Genomic DNA, 18,412 nt, shown 5'->3' on the forward strand with positions numbered 1-18,412 from the left:
GGGAGAGGTTAGGGGTGGGTGCGAGCGAAGCAAGCACGGGCCCGGCGCCTGACCGCGCCACCCACCCCCAGCCCCTCCTTAGAGGGAGCGGAGTTTTATGCCCGCCCCTTCCCTTTTGTCACAATTTCGTGCAACAGCGTCGCGATGACATCAGACGCATCGCAGCCATCCGACATCGCTGACCCCACCGCTCTCGTCGACGAGATCATCGCCGAACTGCAAGACAGGTTCCGCGCCTCGGTCTCCAACCTCAAATCCGCCATCGCCGCCTATGTCCGCGATCGCACTCTGCCGCCGGCCGATGCCGCGGCCACCGGGCTGTTCGACTATCCGGCGATCCGCCTGACCACCACCGGCGAACAGCGCGAAGGGCAAAAGGGGCATAACCTCGCCTTTGGCCAGTTCGAGCGCGCGGGCGTATTTGTCACCACCGTGACGCGCCCCGACCTGTTCGCCGATTATCTGCGCGACCAGCTCGGCCTGCTCGCGCGTCATTATGACATCACGCTGGAGGTCACGCGCACCGGGCAGCAGATCCCCTTCCCCTATGTGCTCGACGCCAGCGACGGGTCGGACATGGGCGGGGTCACCCCGCTCGATCTCGCGCGCCACTTCCCGACCACCGAGCTTGCCGACATCGGCGACGAGCTCGCCGACGGCTTGTTCGGGGCCGATCCGACCGCGTCGCAGCCGCTCGCGCTGTTCGACGCGCTGCGCACCGACTTTTCGCTCGCGCGCCTCCGCCACTACACCGGCACGGCGCCCGAACATTTCCAGCGCTACATCTTGTTCACCAACTACCACCGCTATGTCGACGAATTCGTCGCCTGGGCGGGGGCGCAGGTCGGGCAAGGGCGCTACACTGCGCTCGCGGGCGCGGCGGGGCTTTACGTCGACCAGCCCGGCGTCAACGCCAGCGCGCTTGTTGCCGACAGCGCCTGGCGAAGGCACCAGATGCCCGCCTACCACCTGATCTCCCCCGACGGCGGCGGCATCACGCTCGTCAACATCGGCGTCGGCCCGTCAAACGCCAAGACGATTTGCGACCATCTTGCGGTGCTGCGGCCCGAGGCCTGGCTGATGATCGGTCACTGCGGTGGGCTGCGCCCCAGCCAGCGGATCGGCGACTATGTCCTCGCCCACGCCTATCTGCGCGACGACCATATCCTCGACGCGGTGCTGCCGGTGGCCATCCCGATCCCGCCGATCGCCGAGGTCCAACAGGCTTTGGCGAGCGCTGCCGAGTCGGTCTCCGGCGCTACCGGCGCCGACCTTAAAAAACGCATGCGGACCGGCACCGTCGTCACCACCGACGATCGCAACTGGGAACTGCGCTACACCGACAGCGCGCTGCGCTTCTCGCAATCGCGCGCGATCGGCATCGACATGGAATCGGCGACGATCGCCGCGCAGGGTTACCGCTTCCGCGTCCCCTATGGGACGCTGCTCTGCGTCAGCGACAAACCGCTGCACGGCGAACTCAAGCTGCCCGGACAGGCAAACCGCTTCTACGAAGAAGCGATCGCCGCGCACCTCCAGATCGGCATACGCGCGTGCGAGACGATGCGCGACGAGGGCGCCAAGCTGCATAGCCGCAAATTACGCGCGTTCAACGAGCCGCCGTTCCGCTAATTGATACGTCGCCCCCGCGGAGGCGGGAGCCGCGAGCGGCTCGTTCCCGCGTCGCCGCGTAAACCGACAGCGGCCCCCGCTTTCGCGGGGGCAACGAATTTATGTCGATGCAGCTAATGTTCACGCCCCAGCGCCCTGTTCACGGGCCGACAATCCTTCAGCCACACTGACGACAGGCCGTAATCCAGCTGGTCAAACGTGCCGGTCAGCTCAACATGCTTGTTGGGCTTCAGCTGCAGCGCATACACCCCCTGCCCCTTCGCCAGCACGCAGTTGACCGAAAAGCCTGCCGACGAACGCCCGGGGACAAGGTCGGTCAGCACATTGGCGAGCAGCTTCCATTCGACCCGATAACTGTCGCCGATCGGCCCGACATGGGAAACCGGCCCGTAAAGAGTGAACTGCCGCCCCTCATAACGCTTCTGCACCGCGGCATTATTCTTGTCGGCCTGCCCGGTGATGTCCTGCGAGAAGCGCAGTGCGCTCATGCGGACCGGGGCGCCGGGGGCGCTGGTCGCGCCCAGCCCCTTCGCCGCGAGCGCGTCGCCCGCTTTTCCGCCTTTCAGCTGGGTCAGGATGCCGCAAATTTCGGCCTTGGCCGCGGCATCGGGAATGCCCATCCCGGCGCGCAGCTTGGCCTCCATGCGCACCGTCCCCGCACCGTCAGCGGCAATCTCAATCGGAATGGGGCGCGATTTTCCGGTCGGCGGCGGTTCGACCAGCATTGCGCCGCCATCGGGCTCGACGGCCAGGATCGTATAGCCTTTGGAAGCGACGATGCCGTTGAGCTGGCCGATCGCGCTTCTCATGCTCATGTCCGGCACGGTGATCGTCGCGACAAAGCGCAACCCGGTGACGGGATTGCCCTTTTTGACAAAACTATCTTCGCACGTCGCAGCTTGCGCCGTCTCGGCGCCTAGAAACAGGCCAGCGACGGCCAGGAATACGCGCTTCACACGGTTGCCTTTCGTTGCATCGGAACGCGTTTCATCGCCGCCCCGATGGCCGAATGCCACCGCAAAGATGTACCGGGTATCTCGTCGTCGACGCGCCCGTTCAGCGATACATGTCGGTGCGCAAATGGATGCCATGCTCGATCCACACTTTCAGCGCGCACAACATCTGCGACCAGCCCTGGCAATTGCCATAGCTGGCACCCAGCGCGCCCTGATTTTCGCGCCAGCCCTCCTCGGCGATCTCAACCAGCGTCCGACCATCGTCGAGCGCGGTGAAGCTCATCGTTACCCGGGTGCGGTAATCGGCGGCCGTCAGCTCACCGTCCGCGACGTTCGGCGCCTCGCCTTCGCTCGCCTGCCATTCGAGGACGATCTTCTCATCCTGGACAACCTCGATCACATATACCGGGAAGGCACCGGGGAAGTCGTGGAAGTCCCACGCCACCGTAGCCCCCGCCTGCAGCCGCCCCTGCGCGCCCCCGGTCGTGAAATATTCCGACAGCTGGGCGGGGTCGGCAACCGCCTCGAAAACCTGATGCACCGGCTTCGCGATCCGCGCCGCCACTCGAAACTTAAGCTCCATTGACACTCTCCGCTTGATTCGCCTGTCATTATGTTATATATTTATAACATGTCAATCCACGCCGAATATGACAAGATTTTCAAAGCACTGGCGTCGCACATCCGCCGTCAGATTCTCGATTGTCTGAAGGATCAGCCGCTGACCACAGGCACGCTGTGCGGCAACTTCTCCAACATCGACCGCTGCACCGTGATGCAACATCTGAAGGTGCTGGAGGACGCCGGGCTGATCATCGCCGAACGCCGCGGCCGGGAACGCTGGAACCACCTCAACGCGATGCCGATTCAGGACATCCACGACCGCTGGATCGGCCCGCACGCGGCCGCAGCAAGCGCGCGGCTGGCGCGGTTCAAGCAGTCGGCCGAAACGGAATAGTCTATCCGGACATCAAGCGCCCGCTCATGCAGGCATCGGCAGCCGCATAAACCGGTCCGAGCAGCGGTTGGAGGGAGCGCCAACCGGTCACGGTCATGGAACCTCCGTCCGCGACAAAGTTCAGCTTGTCTTCGCGTTGGGCGGCATGGGGCCCGGGCGGAGGCACCGGCCCGTCTTCGCCGATGAGCGGAATATCGATCCGCTGCGGCAGCGCCTGCCCCTCGATGGCACCAAGCGCACGTCGCATCGCCGGACACCGGTGCGAATCGATCGTTTCGACCTTTGCATTGTCGCGCAGCAGCTTGGTCGGCGATGGCAGGGTTGCAAATATCCGGTGACCCTCGACCTGCCACATATCGGCATCGGGGGCGACACCGTTCGCTTTCATGCTCGCGACCACGGCAGCCGGATCGAAAGTTTCCCGCATGAAGGATCCGACAGGACCGGTGCGGTCAATTGCGACAGCGGGAATAGTGACAGACCTGTAAACGAACCGGCAGTCGCTGCGGTCCACCTGCGTCGCACCTACCGTCCGACAATAGCTACGGATATCGCCCGACTGGACATGCCCATAATAGGAAAATGACCTGAAGCTGATGGGCGCCGCGAAGTGCGGCCGATAGCCGGCTACCTCGATCGGCTCAGCCATGATCGCATCGATCACCGTACCCTTCTGCCCCTCGATCCAGAAGCTGTATTGCGAATAGACGACGCCCAAGTCGCAACCGTCGAGCATCCGCGGCAAATCATGCTGGACAGACCCGCGGTGGTGGTGGGGCAGCGGCGGACGAAACCGCCGCCGCCCCGCTCGCCAACAGCAGCAGGGCGCCGCGCCTCACCAACCCTGCGGTTTGCCCTTGTTCTGCTCGTCCAGCCACGTCTTCAGCGGCGCGAAATAGTCCGCCATTGCCTTGCCCGACATTTCGCGGCTGCCGGTAAAGGCCTCCAGCGCTTCGGGCCAAGGTTTCGACGCGCCCATTTCGAGCATCGCGTTCAGCTTCGCGCCGACCTCCTTGTTGCCATAGAAGGAACAGCGGTGGAGCGGCCCGGTCCAGCCCGCCTGCTTGCACGCTGCCTCATAAAACTGGAACTGCAGGATGCGGGCGAGGAAATAGCGGGTGTAGGGGGTGTTGCCGGGGATATGAAACTTCGCGCCCGCGTCAAAGGCGTTCGCCGGTCGATCACCCGGCGGCACGATACCCTGATATTGAGTACGTAGCTGGGTCCACGCTTTGTTGTAATCGGCGGGCTTGATCGTGCCATCGAAGACACCCCAACGCCAGCGGTCAACGAGCAGGCCGAAGGGCAGAAAGGCAACCTTGTCCATCGCCTGCCGCAAAAGCAGCCCGGTGTCCTTGTCCGCGCTCGGCACCTTCGCCTTGTCAAGCAGGCCAATATCGACCAAATATTGTGGGGTGATCGACAGCGCGACGAAATCGCCGATTGCTTCGTGGAAACCATCGTTGGCGCCGTTCAGATAGAGGAACGGCTGCTTGTTATAGGCGCGCTGATAATAATTGTGGCCCAGCTCGTGGTGGATCGTCGTGAAGTCGTCGGCGTTGACCTTGATGCACATCTTGATGCGGATGTCGTCCTTGTTGTCGACGTCCCATGCCGACGCGTGGCACACGACTTCGCGGTCGGCGGGCTTGGTGAACATGCTCCGCTTCCAGAAGGTGTCGGGCAGCGGGGCCATGCCGAGCGACGAATAAAAATTTTCACCGATCTTGACCATATCGAGCGGTGACTTGCCCTGCGCGGTCAGCAGCTCGCCGACGTCATAGCCTAGGTCGCCCGACCCCGCGGGCGCGACGAGCGGGTAGATATTGCCCCATTCCTGCGCCCACATATTGCCGAGCAGGTCGGCGCGGATCGGGCCGGTCTTCGGCTGCACCGCGTCGCCATATTTCTCGTTAAGCTTCCAGCGCGTGTAGGTGTGGAGCGCCATATAGAGCGGCTTCACTTCCTGCCACAAACGCTCGGTCGTCTTGGCGAAATCTTCGGGCGACATGTCGTAGCCCGAACGCCACATCGCACCGGTGTTTGCGAAGCCCAATTCCTTCGCACCTTCGTTGGCGATGCCGACCAGGCGCGCATAGTCATCCTTCATTGGCGCGCCAACATTGTCGTGCCAGCTCGTCCACATTTCGGCAAGCTCGGCGGGAGTCCGTTCGATATTGCCCATCTGCTCCTCGATGTCGGAGCCTGAGATTTCCTTGCCATTCAGCGTGCCGCGGCCCTTGCCATATCGCGACTGCAGGTCGGTCGCGATCTGGTTGAGTTCGGTCGCCGCGCCGGGCTTGGTCGGCGCCGGCAGGACGAGGCCGGTGCGCAGGATGTCGAGCTTGCGCTTGGTGTCGGCGCTCAGCCCCGGAACATCCTTATACTTCGCGGCTTCGAGGGCATATTTGACCGATTTTTCGGTGCCAACGGCGTTGATTCGCGCCGCCATCGCGTCGGTGTCTTCGGTCAGATAGGTGCTGTTGACCCAGTTCACCTGGCTCGCCTCGACCGTATAGTCGAAGAGGTCTTTTTCGGCGGCCGCGATAAAGGCTTCGGCGTCGGCGGCAGTAGGTTTCGCCGCCTTGACGGCAGATGCGGAGGGCTTCTGCTCCGCCGCGACGGCGGGGCCAGCGACGGCGAGCGACAGGGCAAGCGACAGGCTTGAAATCATGGTTTTCATGGGGTGCGTCCTCTGGATTGTTCTCACGGCGCTCTTTGGCGCAATGCCGATAGCTTGGCGCGCGGTGGCGGCAGGGTCAAGCGGTCAGGAACGCCGCGATCGCCTCACCCAGCTCGGGCTGGGTCACGCTTGACATATGGGTGCCGGGAATCGTCGCGAGTTCGGCATCGGCAAGCGCGGCGACCAGCTCGGGCGCCGAGCCATTGTCGTGGTCGTCCGTCCCGCACACTACGAGCACGGGCATCGTCACCGCGGCGAGCGCCTCGGGAGGGGTGTCGGTGAAGCTGTCGAGCAAATGCGCCGCGGCAATGCGGTCGACCTTCATCGTTTTCATGAACTGGATCGACAGCCAAGTGTCGTCGCCGCGTTTAGCGGTTTCATATTCGGCAATCGCGCGCTGGAAGAACGCCCCGCGTCGCTGCCAGCCGGCGAGGCCCGCCAGCCCCATGCCGCCCAGGATCAACCGGCGCGGGGCCATCCCCGCGACGACGGCGCGCACGCTCGTCCGCGCGCCAAGCGAAAAGCCGCCGAGGTCGAAGTCGGTCAGCGCAAGTTGCGCGACCAGATCCTCAAGGTCGCGCACCAGCACGTCGGGCGGATAAAATTCCTCGTCATGCGGCGCACCGCTCGACCCGTGGACGCGCAGGTCGGGCATGATAATGCGGTAGCCCTCGGCCGCGACGCGCGCTGCGGTACCGAATTTGATCCAGTTGACCTCCCCGCTGGAAAACAGGCCGTGGAGCAGCACAAGCGGCCTGCCCTCGCCGGTTTCGCGCCACGCTAGCCGCACGCCGTCGCGCGCCTCGAAATATTCAGGTTCGACCGTCATGCACCGGCTATGCCCCCGTGGCGGCCGGTTGGGCAAGGACGTTCAGCGCGGGCGCAGCCCCTTTTGTTCCATCCGCCACTTCGCCATCTCGATTCGGTCCTGCCCGAAAAAGGGTTCACCCTCGAACACCAAAGTCGGCACGCCCCAATGTCCGGCCATCTCCAGCGCGATTTGGTTGGCGGCGACTTCATTGTCGAGCGTCTGCGCATCCTTCACGGCTTCGGCGTCCAGCTCGGCGAGATCGAGCCCGGCGCGCTGCGCCGCGCCCGCCAGATGGTCGCCGAGATGCCAGTCGCGCGCGCCGCCCCAGATCAGTTGTGCCGCTTCATGCGCGAACGCCAGGCTCTTGCCGCGCCGCGACGCCGCCTGCCCCAGTCGGGTAAGGCGATAGATATGGGGCTGCTCGGCAGCGATCTCGCGCGTCATGATATCCTGCACGATCGGGTCGGGGCGCGGCGGGCCGAACGGGATGCCGTGGAATTGCGCGACGCGGATCATGTCGCGCATCGTGTAGCTGAGCCAGTTGGGGTGGTTGCGGTCGAAAAAATCGGGCTGGCGGATCGCGAGCGGATAGACGGGGCGGAGGTTGATCGACAGGTCGTGGCTCGCCGCGAGCGCGCGGTAGCGGGCGATGGCGAGATAGCTGTAGGGCGAGCGGAACGACCAGAAGAGGTCTGCGGTCAATGTCATGACGCCATCCTGCGGAAATGGTGCCGCTTTGCAAGCTTTGTCGGGGCAGCTTCCACCAAGATGGATGAATTTGCGGAAGTTGCAAAGTTGCCAGCGGGTCGATCCCTTGCAGTTAGTAGCTATTGCTATTATATCACATGCCATGAGTGAAACGATCGGATTCCTGCTCAACGACAGCGCGCGGCTGTTCCGCCGTGCGTTCAACGCCCGCACCCGCGACACGGGGATCACCGCGCTGCAATGGCGGCTGATCACCTATCTGCGGCGCAATGAGGGGATACGGCAGGGGCCGATGGCCGAGCTGATCGAGGTCGAGCCGATCACCCTGTCGCGGATGATCGACCGGCTGGTCGAGGCCGATCTGGTCGAGCGCCGCGCCGACCCGACCGACCGCCGCGCCTGGCAATTGTACTTGGCGCCGCGCGCGGCCGAGCTGCTCAACGGGATGCGAGGCACGATCGATGCGCTGACCGCCGAAGCGACCGAGGGACTGAGCGCCGCCGAGCGCGAGCAGCTGAACGACCTGGTGGAGCGCGTGCGCGCCAATTTGTCGCGCCGCATCTGCCAGAAAGAAAAAGAAGAGGCCGCCTGATGGACCAGCTCTCGCCCACCCGCCCCGCGCCCGACGATTCAAAAGCGGCGCCCAAGGCCGATCCGCTGCCGCCCGCGAGCCCGGCGACCGCGACCGAACCGAAAGACGCGCCGAAGTGGCGCACCCGCCTGCTGATGTTTGGCCTGCCCGCGATCCTGATTGCGGCGGGCGGATATTATTGGCTGACCAGCGGCGGGTCGGTGTCGACCGACAATGCCTATGTCCAGATGGACAAGGTGTCGGTCGCCGCCGAAGTGGGCGGCCGGATCACTGAAGTTACGGTGCGCGACGGCCAGCAGGTCGCCGCGGGGCAATTGCTGTTCCGCATCGACGGCGAACCCTATGCGCTGAACGTCGCGCAGGCGACCGCGGCGATCGACGCGGCGCAGGTCGAGGTCGGCAATCTGTCGGCGAGCGCCAACACATCGAGCGTCGACATTGCCGCAGCGCGCGAGGATGTCGCCTTCGCTCAGGTCAATTTCGAACGGCAGGCCGCGCTGATGGAAAAAGGTTTCACCACCCGAGCCGCCTATGACGCGTCGCGCCACGCGGTCGCGCAGGCGCGCGAGCGGGTGCGGCAAGCCGAGGCCGCCGCAGTCGAAGCGCATACCAAGCTGGCGGCGGGTCCGGCGAGCGGGGTCAACCCGCAGGTCGAGGCGGCGCGGGTTCAGCGGTCGCAAGCGCAGGTGAACCTCGCCCGCACCACCGTCCGCGCGCCGAGTGCCGGGCGCGTCGCACAATCGGACCGGTTGCAGATCGGCCAGATGATGGTCGCAGGGCTGCCCGCGCTGACGCTGGTCGACACCGCGCACCCGTGGGTTGAGGCGAATTTCAAGGAAACCGACCTCGCCAACATGCGCGTCGGCCAGCGCGCCGAGGTGAGCTTCGATGCCTATCCGGGGCTGAAGGTGCGCGGGCATGTGCTGACGATCGGCGCCGGGACGGGCAGCGAATTTTCGGTGCTGCCGGCGCAAAATGCGACCGGCAATTGGGTGAAGGTGACGCAGCGCGTGCCGGTGCGGATCGCTTTCGACGAGAAACCGGCGCGCGAGATGATCGCGGGACTGTCGGCGGATGTGCGAGTGTTTACCAGCGCTGGTGCGGTGACGGGGGAGTAGGGGTGGCCTTGGCGTCCCCAACGCTCGTCATTGCGTGCGCAGCGAAGCAATTCAGAGCGGTCTGCGGAACTCTGGATAGCTTCGCTGCGCTCGAAATGACGAAGTTTGTTAGCTGAACCGATGGCCTCGCGCTCTCTCCCACACCGCCCCGCCGCGACCGCGCTGCCCGCCGACGACAGCATCCCGCTACACGAACGTGTCCGCCACCGCGCCCTGTTGACCGTCGCGGTCATGGGGGCATCGATCATGCAGATCCTCGACACGACGATCGCCAATGTCGCGATTCCGCACATGCAGTCGGCGCTGGGCGCGACGAGCGAGACGGTGACGTGGGTACTGACCAGCTATATATTGGCGAGCGCGGTCGCGATGCCGATCACCGGCTGGCTGGCCGACCGCATCGGGCGGCGCGAGCTGTTTCTCGGCGCGATTTTCGGCTTCATCATTGCGTCGATGGCGTGCGGTGCGGCGCAATCGCTGGAACAGATGGTCGCTTTTCGCTTTTTGCAGGGCGTTTTTGCGGCCTTTATCGGGCCGCTGTCGCAGGCGGTGATGCTCGACATCAACCCGCCCGAACGCCATGCGCGCGCCATGTCGATCTGGGGCATGGGAATCATGATCGGACCGATCGTCGGCCCCGTCCTGGGCGGCTGGCTGACCGAGCAGGCGAGCTGGCGCTGGGTTTTTTATGTCAATCTGCCGTTCGGACTGCTGACGCTGGCGCTGATGTGGGCGCTGCTGCCGGCAACGAAAAAGACGAGCCGCCGGTTCGACCTGTTCGGCTTTTCGATGCTCGCGCTCGGGCTGGCGGCGCTGCAATTGATGCTCGACCGCGGCGCGCATGCCGACTGGTTCGACAGCGTCGAAATCTGGATCGAATGCGGCGTCGCGGTCGCGTGCCTGTGGATGTTCGTGGTGCATATGTTTGCCGCGCGCGCGCCGCTGTTCAGCCGCGCGATGCTGGCCGATCGCAATCTGGTCACCGCGATGGGGTTCATGGTCGTGGTCGGGGTGGTGATGTTCGCGTCAATGGCGCTGTTGCCGCCGATGTTGCAGAATCTGTTCGGGTGGCCAGTGATCGACACCGGGCTGGCGCTGGCGGTGCGCGGGATCGGCATTTTGATGAGCATGGCGGTCGCCGGGCGCCTGTTGGGCAAGGTTGATCCGCGCTGGCTGGTCGGGACCGGCCTCGCGATCGCCGCATTTTCGCTGTGGCAGATGAGCCACTGGTCGCTGACGATGGGTATGGAGCCGGTGATCATTAGCGGGCTGGTGCAGGGGCTGGGCATGGGGCTAATTTTCATCCCGCTCAACACGATGGCGTTCGCGACGATCGCGCCGCAATATCGCACCGACGGATCGAGCCTGCTCAACCTGTTCCGCAGCCTGGGCGCCTCGATCGGCATCTCGATCGTCACCACCCTGCTGGGGTCGAATATCCAGACGAGCCACGCCGACCTGTCGGCGCATGTCACCAGCAGTTCGGTCAGCATACTCGACCCGTCGACCGCCGACCGGTTCGGCATCGCGGGCGAAACCGCGCTGGCGATGGTCAATGCCGAGATCAACCGGCAGGCGGCGATGGTCGCCTATATCGACGATTTCTGGGCGATGATGTGGATGACGCTGGCGGCGGTGCCGCTGGTGCTGCTGCTGCGGCCGCCGAGGCCGGGTGGGCCGGTGGCGTCGGCGGCGGATATGGGACATTAGGTTGAGGCTGCTTTGGGATAGGAAGTCAGCGTAGCCGATCCTCCCCGGAACGGAGAGAGGAACCAGCGAAGCTGGTGGAGGGGCGCCATCGGCTTGCCTTGCCGCTGCCATAATGCATGACCGCGATATCCTCCGTAAGAGGGAACCTACTTACACTGGCGCCGCGTAAGCTTCCTGCGCCACTACACCACCCTTCGGGTGGTTTCCCTCGCCCGGCGGGGGACGGATCGCCCATGTCCGCAATCGCTCGATACCCTTCTACGCCCGTCCCCTTGTCAAAGACCCGACCTCCCCCTATCCCCGCGAACCGTGCCTTCGGGTGCCCGCCGCCGGGTGCCGCCACCAAAAGATCGCTTCCGCTGAGCCCTGTTCCCCCCACCCCCTATGTCGAACAGCTCAACATCGGGGCGGGGCGGCGTTCGCTTGCCATCGGCTTGGCGGTCCTGATCCCGGCGCTGCTGCTGTTAATGCTCCTGACCTTTGGCGTGAAAGAGCCGCCGGTGGTCAAGGAGGAGTGGGTCAGCGTGGTCAGCATCGCCGCGCCGCAGGCGGCCGAAGAGGCCGCCGAAGCCAGCCCGCGCGAGAGCCAGCGGGCCGAGACCGAGCCTCTGCCTGAGCCACCAACGCCCAACGAACCAGTGACGCCAAACGCCGCCGAGCCGCTCGCCGCACCGACACCGCCCGCTCCGCCTCAGCCCCCGCTACCGCTACCGCCGACGACGGTCCCGCGGATCGGGGCGCGCCCGCCAGGCGGACAGGTTTACGGGCCGCCCAATACGGGGGGCGCTTCGTCATCGTCTCGCGACACCGAACGGGTCGGGACGGCGCCCAACGGCGAGCCGCTCTATGCCGCCGCTTGGTACCGCGAGCCGAGCGACGGCGAATTGCGCGGATATCTGTCCACCGCCGACGGCCCCGGCTGGGGCCTGATCGCCTGCCGCACCGCCCCCGATTTCCGCGTCGAGGATTGCGTCGGGCTGGACGAATATCCGACCGGATCGCAGATCATGCGCGCGGTGCTGGCCGCGGCCTGGCAGTTCCGGGTGCGACCGCCGCGGCTGGGCGGCAAGCCGATGGTTGGGGCGTGGGTGCGGATCCGGATCGATTATGGGGTGCGGCGGCGGTAGGTTTGGACGCTTGGAGGTGGGGAACTACCTTTTCCCTCTCCCGTCTGGAGAGCGATACGACGGCTTGGTTGCGCAGCAACCTAGCCGAAGTTGGGTGAGGGGATCATCCATCGACTAAGAAAACTAACCGCGGACACCCTCACCCAATTCTCTCCCATGGGGAGGGAACTTTTCGTCCGCAATCGCTCGCTTCGGGCATTCCCTCCCTTTCAGGGAGGGAATAGGGGTGGGTACGTGCGATAGCGAGCCGAGGCAGAGCGCCGCCTTCGGCGGCTACCCGCTCCCAGCCCCTCCCTAGTGGGGATTGGAGAAGAGAGGCCCGCGTCCGCTGATCACCGAAAGAAACAATTCACCCCTGCGAACAGTGCATCGATCTTTGCCGCGTCGCCCGGCGCAGCGAACATACCGCCGACGACATGCTCGCCGGTGCCGATGCTGAATTCCTCGCCCAGCGAGCTGTCCTCGACGGCGATGATCGACACCGACTCGCCCGCCTTGGCGCGCGTGGTGCCGATAGCGATGCCGCTCGCCGTCGAATAGGCGGCGGCGCCGGGTTCGTTGCCGAGGAACCAACCGACGAATTTGTCGTCCTGGAAATTCAGCGTCATCGCGTCATAGCGGGTGAATTGCATCGGGCCGGCGCCGCATTCGTCGTTGGTGCTGCGATCGTCTTCCTTGCCCGCAACATTCGCCAGCGCCGCCTCGGCCTGCGCGCGCGGGACGCCGAAAGCGAGCAGGCTGGCCTTGCCGCTGGTCTTGTCGATAAAGCGCAGCCCCTCGCCATCAAGGCTGACCGCGGTGGTTGCGGCGGCGGGGCCGTCAGCTTTCGCTTCGGGGACCGGGGGCGCGGTGATCTCGGTCGGGGCTGGCACTTTTTCGGGGGCCGGTTTGCACGCGGCGAGCAGTGCCACCATCGCGAGGGCCGTCATGTTACGCATCGCCTATCTCCTCCGCTGAACCGGCAGCACCAATATCGCACCCAGCGCCGCCAGCGCCATATCCTTTTGCGCGTCCCAGATGTCGCCCTGCTGGCCATTGTAGCGGTCGGCAGTCTCGCCCGCGGCGACGATGGTCAGCAGCCATTCGAAGATTTCGTAAAGGCAGGAAGTGGCCAAGACCCAACCCAGCACGGTTAACGCGGTGCCGCGCTTGCCGAACCCGCCCGACCGCCGCGCGACCTGCGCCACCGGGATGACCGACAGCGCGCCAAAGGCGAAATGGACGAGGCGGTCATAATGGTTGCGGGTCCAGCCGAAGGCGTCGGACAGGCTGGTGCCGGTCAATGCCCGCGACCAGGCGTCGTAGGGGACGCTGCTGTAGGCATAGCGGCCGCCAAGGATGTGGAGCGCCATGAAGGCGACGATGCAAGCAACTGCGGGGGTGGATAGCGGCCAGCGGCGGAGCAGCGCGGGGGCGGCGACGAGCAGCGCCATTGTCGGGATATGCTGGAGTAGCGCGATCTCGGGATAGGGTTGCTCGATTTGCGCGAGCAGCAGCAGGATAAGGAGGACACCGAGCAGGCGGCGCTGGGCGGGCTGGGTCGTGGAAGCGGCTTCGGTCATCCCGTCCCCCTATCCGTTCGTGTCGAGCGAAGTCGAGACACCGTCAAGACTAGCACGAACGAGGCGCATCTCGACTTCGCTCGATGCAAACGGAATTTGAGAGCTGAGCAAGAGTTTGTCGGCGGTCACCAGCGCAGCGACATGCAGCTGAGCCCGGCATCGATGCGCGCTATCTGGTTGGTCGGGAGCGGACGGCAATCGATGCCGCGCGCGGTGAGCATCGCGCGCGTCGCGCGCCAGCGGTCGCCGACGAGAACGGTGTTGCAGACGCGCAGGATATTGGCGGCGGGGTTTTCGCCAAGCGGGGTGAGCACGACTTCGAGCCCGGCGAATTGCGGGCAGCTCGCCAGTTCGGGGACCGCGAGGATCGTGTTTGCGTCGATCAGGCCGCAGCCGGTCTTGAAGTGGAGGACGCCGGGCGGTGTTTCGGCGATTTCGGCGCGGTAGTCGAGCGTTTCGAGCAGCTTTGCCAGTTCGGTCGCGCCCGAGCGGTCGGTGCGGTCGGACAGGCCGATGATTACCCGGTCGGCGAGGCGCAGCACGTCGCCGCCGTCGGCGTAGCCGGGGCCGGTCATTTCAAGCAGCTGTGCGTGATGGAAGGCGAGCGCGGCGCGGATATGCGCGACCTCGCCTGCGCGAGTCGGCGCACCGGGGCGGAGCAGGATCGCGCCCTCCGGAAAAGTCAGCGCGACGTCTTCGGTGAAGAGCGCGTCGGGGAAGTCATCGAGCGGCGGGAGGACGTCGACGGTCAGGCCGAGGTCGCGCAGCGTCGCTACATAGGCGGCATGCTCGGCGGCGAGACCCGCGAAATCGGGATCGGGGCCGCCGTCGGCACGGATGCCGTGGCTCGCCGACGGGGCGGGGGCGCGGCAGAGCGCGTGGGTGAAGATGTAGGGGTCAGAATTCATCTGCCTCCCTTATTCGTTCGCATCGAGCGAAGTCGAGATGCCGCGAGGGCGCGCACCGACGATGGGTGTCTCGACTGCGCTCGACACGAATGGAATTCGGAAGGCGGGATTAGCCCTTTTTCAGATGCCGCCGCCCCAGCAACTCCGCGATCTGCACCGCGTTCAGCGCCGCGCCCTTGCGCAGGTTGTCGCTGACGCACCACAGGTTGAGGCCGTTCTCGACCGTCGGATCCTCGCGAACCCGCGACACGAAGGTCGCGAAGTCGCCGACGCATTCGACGGGGGTGATGTAGCCGCCGTCCTCGCGCTTGTCGTGGAGGACGATGCCGGGGGCTTCGCGCAGGATGCGCTGGGCGTCCTCGGCCGACAGTTCGCGCTCCATCTCGATGTTGATTGCTTCCGAATGGCCGACGAACACCGGCACGCGGACGCAGGTCGCGGTGACCTTGATCTTGGGATCGAGGATCTTCTTGGTCTCGACGACCATCTTCCACTCTTCCTTGGTCGACCCGTCGTCGAGAAAGCTGTCAATGTGCGGGATGACGTTGAAGGCGATCTGCTTGGTGAACTTCTGGATGTCCTTTTCGTCACCGACGAAGATCTGGCGCGTCTGGTTCCACAACTCGTCCATGCCCGCCTTGCCCGCGCCGCTGACCGACTGATAGGTCGAGACGACGACGCGGGTGATCGTGGCGGCGTCGTGGAGCGGCTTCAGCGCGACGACCATCTGCGCGGTCGAGCAGTTGGGGTTGGCGATGATGTTGCGCTTGGTATAGCCGTCGATCGCGTCGGGATTCACCTCGGGCACGATCAGCGGCACGTCGGGGTCCATGCGGTACAGCGACGAATTGTCGATTACGACGCAGCCCGCCGCCGCGGCCTTGGGCGCGTGGATCTTCGTCGCCTCGCTGCCGATCGCGAAGATCGCCATGTCCCAGCCGGCCCAGTCGAAATTATCGATATTCTGGCATTTCAGCGTACGGCCGGTGTCACCGATTTCGACATCGGTCCCCTGGCTGCGCGACGAGGCGACGACCGCCAGTTCGTCGATGGGGAATTCGCGCTCGGTAAGGATGGCGAGCACTTCGCGCCCAACATTGCCCGTCGCGCCGGCGACAACGATCCGATAACCCATGATGAAATCCCGTTCTGAAGATGATGTGCTGAAACGAAAAACGACCGGTTCTGCGCTTTGGCGGAACCGGTCGTTTTGGAAAGCTGTTTTCGCTTGGGGTTGGGAAAGTCTCCCTTAGCCCTCGCTGGCTTCCGGCCGGTAGTCGCGGCGCTCCGCAATACGCGCCGATTTACCAGTGCGGCCACGAAGATAATAAAGCTTCGCACGACGCACGGCACCCTTGCGGATGACAGTAATGCTGTCGAGGTTGGGCGAGTACAGCGGGAACACGCGCTCGACACCTTCGCCGAACGACATTTTGCGCACGGTGAAGTTGGAGCCCATGCCCTTGTTCGAGCGCGCGATGCACACGCCTTCGAAATTCTGGACGCGGGTGCGTTCGCCTTCGACCACTTTCACGCCGACTTTCAGCGTGTCGCCGGGGCGGAAGGTCGGAATGGTCTTTGCCGCTTTGGCAATTTCTTCGGCTTCGATCGTCTGGATGAGGTTCATGCCTCTAGTCCTTTTCTTTTCGCCGCGCGCCAGAGGCAGGTCGGGCCCGAGCATCGATATGACGCTCCCAAAGGTCCGGCCTGCGTAACCGTGTGTGATCTTCCGCCTGTTGTTTCCGCCAGGCCGCGATCTTCGCATGATCCCCCGATCGCAGCACTTCGGGGATCGTGCGCCCTTCCCATTCGACGGGCCGGGTATAGTGCGGATATTCGAGCAAGCCGTTTTCAAACGACTCATCGTCCCCGCTAGAAGCCGCGCCCATTACGCCGGGAAGCAGCCGAATGCAAGCGTCGAGCAGCAACAGCGCCCCTATCTCGCCGCCCGACAGGATGATGTCGCCCATCGACACCTGTTCGACCGGCCGCGCGTCGAAGATGCGTTCGTCGAAACCCTCGAACCGGCCGCAGAGGATGATCACCCCCGGCCCCACCGCGAGGTCGCGCACGCGGCGCTGGGTGATCGGCGTGCCGCGGGGGGTCATGGCGAGGATCGGGAGGCCCGGATGCGCCGCGACCGCATGGTCGAGCGCCGCCGCCAGCACATCGGCCTTGAGCACCATCCCCGCTCCGCCGCCCGCGGGCGTGTCGTCGACGGTGCGGTGCTTGTCGGTCGCAAAATCGCGGATCTGCACTGGCGCGCACGCCCACGTCCCGCTCTCGAGCGCGCGCCCCGCCATGCTGTGTCCCAGCGGGCCAGGGAAGATATCGGGATAAAGGGTTAGGGGGACGGCAGTGAAGGTCATGGCAGCGGATGCCATAGCGCCTCGGGCAACAGATGACGATCCTTCGCGAGTTCGGCGCGCAGCCATTCGCGGAAGCGTTCGATCTTGCGGACGCCGACGCGGTTTTCGCGGTGGACAAGATAATGCGCGGTGCCGGGCTGAAAGAGCGTGTCGAACGGCTGGACCAGTCGCCCGGCGTCGAGTTCGGCGCGCCACAGCAGCGGCGTCATCATTGCGATACCGTAACCGCTCTGCACCGCGCTCGCCTCCTGCAACTGGCTGTCGAGTTCGATGCCGCTGCGCTGAGGCGGCGGCACGGTGGCGACGCCCGCGGCGGCGAACCAGCCCGCCCACCAGGGGTCGTTGGGCGCCAGTCGGTCGACGTTCAGCAAATCGGCGGGCGACGCGATGTGATTGACGTCGAGAAAGCCAGGCGCGCAGATCGGCGTCACATGGCTGCGGTAGAGAAAATCGGCGCGCAGCCCGGACCATCCGCCAAGGCCCACCCGAATTGCGACATCGACATTGGTGGCGTTGAAATCGACCAAATCGTTGTTCATCAGCATGCGCACTGCAAGGTCGGGATAGGCCAGCTGGAACCCGCCGATCCGCGCGCTGAGCCAAGTGCCGCCAAAGGTCGTCATCGCGCTGATCGTCAGCACATCGGCCTCGTCATTGCCTAGCGCGGCAAACGCGTCGCCCATCGCGCCAAAGGCGCCGGAGATTGCAGGAAGCAGCCGCTGGCCGGTTTCGGACAGCCGCACCCGCCCCTTTTCGCGCACGAACAAGGCACGGCCAAGCCGGTCCTCCAATTGGCGCACCTGATAACTGACTGCCGCCTGCGTCAGCCCCAGCTCTTCGGCGGCGCGCGAGAAATTCTGCAGGCGTCCGGCAGCTTCGAAGGTCCGGATCGCGGCGAGGGGCGGTAGCTTCGGCATCGCCACTATATAAGCTGACCTTATGATATGACGCAAAGCTTTTGTTGGCGGACCGCAACGCGAAGGCGCATCTGGCAACCATTGGACCAGCAGGAGACGTGTGATGAAGGACGAACTTTGGATGCGGACGTGGGACGACGGCCGTCCCCGTTTCAGCGATGATTTGCACGATGGTCTGTTATGGCTGGTCGCCCGATTCCGGCGTATCGGAGGCCGGGTGATGCGGCGCACCACCACCGTGGAATCGACCCCCGCACCGGTGCCGCGGCCCGATGCAGCCTGACCATTTAGCACAAGGCTGGTTAATGGCAGGATCGTCCAAACCATAGCCGCGAGCTGGTCGAAGGGAGTCCCGCCCCCT

20 protein-coding genes are annotated in these 18,412 nt (G+C 64.9%); 7 read left to right on the forward strand and 13 right to left on the reverse strand.

Features of this window, described 5'->3' with window-relative positions:
- The first annotated feature begins 144 nt into the window (after positions 1-144).
- Entirely contained in the window at positions 145-1,632 is a 1,488-nt protein-coding gene (locus K0M74_RS12320) for an AMP nucleosidase (RefSeq protein WP_293972628.1), read from the forward strand.
- A 113-nt stretch (positions 1,633-1,745) separates the two neighbouring features.
- Here the strand turns inward: K0M74_RS12320 and K0M74_RS12325 are convergent, their stop codons facing one another.
- Complete coding sequence (locus tag K0M74_RS12325; RefSeq protein ID WP_293972631.1) at positions 1,746-2,588, reverse strand: hypothetical protein; 843 nt, start codon at positions 2,586-2,588, stop codon at positions 1,746-1,748.
- Between the two features lie 100 nt (positions 2,589-2,688).
- The gene (locus K0M74_RS12330; protein ID WP_293972634.1) at positions 2,689-3,171 is read right to left on the reverse strand and encodes an SRPBCC family protein; all 483 of its coding nucleotides are present in this window, start codon (positions 3,169-3,171) and stop codon (positions 2,689-2,691) included.
- A gap of 48 nt (positions 3,172-3,219) precedes the next feature.
- Between K0M74_RS12330 and K0M74_RS12335 the strand changes: the two genes are divergently transcribed.
- A complete protein-coding gene (locus K0M74_RS12335; RefSeq protein WP_293972637.1) occupies positions 3,220-3,546 on the forward strand; it encodes a helix-turn-helix domain-containing protein in 327 nt (108 codons plus the stop codon).
- A 1-nt stretch (position 3,547) separates the two neighbouring features.
- Here the strand turns inward: K0M74_RS12335 and K0M74_RS12340 are convergent, their stop codons facing one another.
- From K0M74_RS12340 to K0M74_RS12355, 4 genes are all read right to left on the reverse strand, one after another.
- A complete protein-coding gene (locus tag K0M74_RS12340) occupies positions 3,548-4,282 on the reverse strand; it encodes a hypothetical protein (protein ID WP_293972640.1) in 735 nt (244 codons plus the stop codon).
- A 99-nt stretch (positions 4,283-4,381) separates the two neighbouring features.
- Positions 4,382-6,229, reverse strand: a complete 1,848-nt coding sequence (locus K0M74_RS12345) for a M2 family metallopeptidase (protein ID WP_293972643.1) — start codon at positions 6,227-6,229, stop codon at positions 4,382-4,384.
- A gap of 76 nt (positions 6,230-6,305) precedes the next feature.
- On the reverse strand, positions 6,306-7,058 hold the full coding sequence (locus K0M74_RS12350) for an alpha/beta hydrolase (RefSeq protein ID WP_293972646.1): 753 nt from the start codon (positions 7,056-7,058) through the stop codon (positions 6,306-6,308).
- Between the two features lie 42 nt (positions 7,059-7,100).
- A complete protein-coding gene (locus tag K0M74_RS12355; protein WP_293972649.1) occupies positions 7,101-7,748 on the reverse strand; it encodes a 2-hydroxychromene-2-carboxylate isomerase in 648 nt (215 codons plus the stop codon).
- 142 nt (positions 7,749-7,890) lie between these two features.
- Between K0M74_RS12355 and K0M74_RS12360 the strand changes: the two genes are divergently transcribed.
- From K0M74_RS12360 to K0M74_RS12375, 4 genes are all read left to right on the forward strand, one after another.
- Entirely contained in the window at positions 7,891-8,340 is a 450-nt protein-coding gene (locus K0M74_RS12360; protein WP_088442865.1) for a MarR family transcriptional regulator, read from the forward strand.
- On the forward strand, positions 8,340-9,458 hold the full coding sequence (locus tag K0M74_RS12365) for an HlyD family secretion protein (protein ID WP_293972655.1): 1,119 nt from the start codon (positions 8,340-8,342) through the stop codon (positions 9,456-9,458). Before K0M74_RS12360 ends, K0M74_RS12365 begins: the two co-directional genes overlap by 1 nt.
- 120 nt (positions 9,459-9,578) lie before the next feature.
- Positions 9,579-11,168 (forward strand): MDR family MFS transporter, encoded by a 1,590-nt coding sequence (locus K0M74_RS12370; protein ID WP_293972660.1) that lies wholly within the window; start codon positions 9,579-9,581, stop codon positions 11,166-11,168.
- A 434-nt stretch (positions 11,169-11,602) separates the two neighbouring features.
- Positions 11,603-12,295 carry a hypothetical protein gene (locus tag K0M74_RS12375; protein WP_293972663.1) on the forward strand — a complete coding sequence of 231 codons (693 nt, stop codon included), beginning with the start codon at positions 11,603-11,605 and terminating at the stop codon, positions 12,293-12,295.
- A gap of 332 nt (positions 12,296-12,627) precedes the next feature.
- On the opposite strand, the gene K0M74_RS12380 is transcribed toward K0M74_RS12375, so the two are convergent.
- From K0M74_RS12380 to K0M74_RS12410, 7 genes are all read right to left on the reverse strand, one after another.
- Complete coding sequence (locus K0M74_RS12380; protein WP_293972666.1) at positions 12,628-13,233, reverse strand: hypothetical protein; 606 nt, start codon at positions 13,231-13,233, stop codon at positions 12,628-12,630.
- A 3-nt stretch (positions 13,234-13,236) separates the two neighbouring features.
- Complete coding sequence (locus tag K0M74_RS12385; RefSeq protein WP_293972669.1) at positions 13,237-13,857, reverse strand: DUF2238 domain-containing protein; 621 nt, start codon at positions 13,855-13,857, stop codon at positions 13,237-13,239.
- 125 nt (positions 13,858-13,982) lie between these two features.
- Positions 13,983-14,765, reverse strand: coding sequence for a dimethylarginine dimethylaminohydrolase family protein (locus K0M74_RS12390; RefSeq protein WP_293972672.1), 783 nt, complete (start codon positions 14,763-14,765; stop codon positions 13,983-13,985).
- A gap of 109 nt (positions 14,766-14,874) precedes the next feature.
- The gene (locus tag K0M74_RS12395) at positions 14,875-15,900 is read right to left on the reverse strand and encodes an aspartate-semialdehyde dehydrogenase (RefSeq protein WP_293972676.1); all 1,026 of its coding nucleotides are present in this window, start codon (positions 15,898-15,900) and stop codon (positions 14,875-14,877) included.
- Between the two features lie 114 nt (positions 15,901-16,014).
- Complete coding sequence (gene rplS / locus K0M74_RS12400; RefSeq protein WP_088442879.1) at positions 16,015-16,392, reverse strand: 50S ribosomal protein L19; 378 nt, start codon at positions 16,390-16,392, stop codon at positions 16,015-16,017.
- Positions 16,393-16,396: 4 nt separating this feature from the next.
- The gene (gene trmD, locus K0M74_RS12405; protein WP_293972679.1) at positions 16,397-17,134 is read right to left on the reverse strand and encodes a tRNA (guanosine(37)-N1)-methyltransferase TrmD; all 738 of its coding nucleotides are present in this window, start codon (positions 17,132-17,134) and stop codon (positions 16,397-16,399) included.
- Positions 17,131-18,051, reverse strand: a complete 921-nt coding sequence (locus K0M74_RS12410) for a LysR substrate-binding domain-containing protein (RefSeq protein ID WP_293972682.1) — start codon at positions 18,049-18,051, stop codon at positions 17,131-17,133. Before K0M74_RS12410 ends, trmD begins: the two co-directional genes overlap by 4 nt.
- A gap of 103 nt (positions 18,052-18,154) precedes the next feature.
- Here K0M74_RS12410 and K0M74_RS12415 point away from each other — a divergent pair, with 103 nt between their 5' ends.
- Positions 18,155-18,334 (forward strand): hypothetical protein, encoded by a 180-nt coding sequence (locus K0M74_RS12415; RefSeq protein ID WP_293972685.1) that lies wholly within the window; start codon positions 18,155-18,157, stop codon positions 18,332-18,334.
- Positions 18,335-18,412: the final 78 nt, after the last annotated feature.

The organism is Sphingopyxis sp. (assembly GCF_019459305.1).
In the GTDB taxonomy this organism is placed as follows: Bacteria; Pseudomonadota; Alphaproteobacteria; order Sphingomonadales; family Sphingomonadaceae; genus Sphingopyxis.